General features: G+C 64.5%; 3 protein-coding genes. All 3 read left to right on the forward strand.

From position 1 onward, the window contains the following. Positions 1 to 553, forward strand: a 553-nt coding sequence (locus ACYP5B_RS42185; RefSeq protein ID WP_459573573.1) for a TraB/TrbI/VirB10 family type IV secretion system protein, incomplete at its 5' end; no start/stop codon positions are given. A gap of 16 nt (positions 554 to 569) precedes the next feature. Continuing rightward, positions 570 to 1,352 carry a lysozyme family protein gene (locus ACYP5B_RS42190; protein ID WP_459573575.1) on the forward strand — a complete coding sequence of 261 codons (783 nt, stop codon included), beginning with the start codon at positions 570 to 572 and terminating at the stop codon, positions 1,350 to 1,352. Then, a partial coding sequence (locus ACYP5B_RS42195; RefSeq protein ID WP_459573574.1) for a TrbG/VirB9 family P-type conjugative transfer protein occupies positions 1,349 to 1,969 on the forward strand: 621 nt, incomplete at its 3' end. The genes ACYP5B_RS42190 and ACYP5B_RS42195, both read left to right, overlap by 4 nt.

Below are 1,969 nucleotides of genomic sequence, written 5' to 3' on the forward strand. Positions count from 1 at the left end.
CCAGGGATTCGTGATTCCTGCTACCTTCGTCGGCGGCCTCAATTCGGACAAGCCCGGCGAATTCCGCGCCACCGTCACGAACGACGTCTACGACACGGTCAACGGCACTTGCAAAGCCATTCCGGCAGGCTCGACGCTCGTTGGTACATACAGCAGCGACATCGGCATCGGGCAGGAGCGCATTCTGGCGGCATTCGTCCGGATGCAACTGCCTAATGGCAAGTGGGTACCGCTGCTTGGCATGGGCGGGGCCGATCCGAACGGCTATGCGGGCATCAGTGGCGACGTCAACAACCACTTCTTCAAGATCTTCTCGGGAGCCCTGATCATCGGCGTGCTGGAGCAGCGCTTCAACAATACCGCAACGGCGACGACTGCCTCCCCAGCAGGCATCACGACCTACGGCAATACGGCGGGCCAGGTCGCCGCGCAGACGGCGCAGACGATCCTGAACCGCAACCAGAACATCCGTCCGACCATCACCACCAAGCCCGGACAGAAGATGATGGTGCAGGTCAAGCACGACATCGTGCTGGAGCCCTACCGTGATTAGGGGTGCTGCCGCGTTCCTGTTGGTGCTGGCCGCGACGGGCGCCGGCGCGCAGACCGTCGAGGCCATGGTGAGCCCGACCACGCTGATCGTGCGCGACAGTGGCGGGGCGCGCATCGTCACGCTGCCGGGCAAGCCTGTGCTCTATTGCGGGCTGGATCCGTTCGTCGGCTGGTCGGCGCGGTTGATTGGGACGACGCTGCGCATGGAATCCGGACAGGCGCCGGCGGTCGAGTCGCACGGGCGGACCATGCCGCTCACGACGCTGCTTGCACGCGACGGCTGGCTGCGCCCTGAGACGCTGGACGAGGGAGCCCAGGTGGCGCTGGTCGAGCGCCGTGGCGGCTGGGCCTGTGCACCGAAGACGGAAGCCTTTGCGCAGATGAGCGCGCGCGTCGATCCACAGATCCTGGCCAGCATTGCCATGAATGAATCGGCGTATCGGGGCCGACCCTGGCCGTGGACCCTCAATGTGGCCGGTCGCGGCATGTACTTCGCCACCCGGGAAGACGCGCATGCCGCGATCAATCAACTGCTTTCCGAGAAGCGCTGCAATTTCGACGTTGGGATCATGCAGATCAACTGGTGTTACCACGGCCAGCGGTTCGCCTCGTCGTGGGACGCGCTGGCTCCGGCATCCAACATCCGCGTGGCCGAAGCCATCCTAACGGAGAACCTGCAACGCAGCGGCTCAGCGATGAAGGCGGTGGCCTGGTACCACAGCGCCGACCCGAGCCGCGGCGGGCCGTATCTGGCTCGATTCATGAACCACTTCAAGCAAATGGACAGCAGGGCCCAATGAGCAAGCATCTTCTTTACGCCGCCGCCGCCCTCTTGATCAGCGGACCGGTATCTGCCGCGCCGACCGATCCGTTCGACTTCGACTACCAGGTCGTGGCCAAGGCAAGTGACCGGCCGGCGATGATTTTCAACGACGGCAGTAGCACCTACATCCAGCCTCGCGCTGGACAGCAGATTGTCGCGGGAGGTGGGCAGCAATCTGGTCCGTATATCGTGCTGGATGGCGTGCCTGATGTCGTGCGCTACACCACGAACGGAAGCGAGGTGGTTGCGCGCTGGACGCGAGCCAACGGGTTCACTGGCGAGCCCGCGAATCCTGCCGGCGAGTTGCCGCGTGGCTTCAGCGGCTTTAGCGGGCGCATTGCCTTGATCGGCAATCACAATGGTCTCGCGCTGGTGCGCCCGAGCGACACCACGATGCCGCTTGCGCCGTTGATCAAGACCCTCGCCCCGGCAGGCTGGACCGGATCAGCACAGAAGGATATCGCCCTGAGCCAGGAGATGCGCTTCGCCACGCGCGCTGGCGAGAACTGGGTGCAAGCGCTTGAGCGCCTGCTGGCGCAGCGTGACCTGTACGCAGAACTGGACTTCGAGCGTCGGAACATTGCGCTGCGGGCG

It is taken from the genome of Cupriavidus sp. 8B (assembly GCF_054589115.1).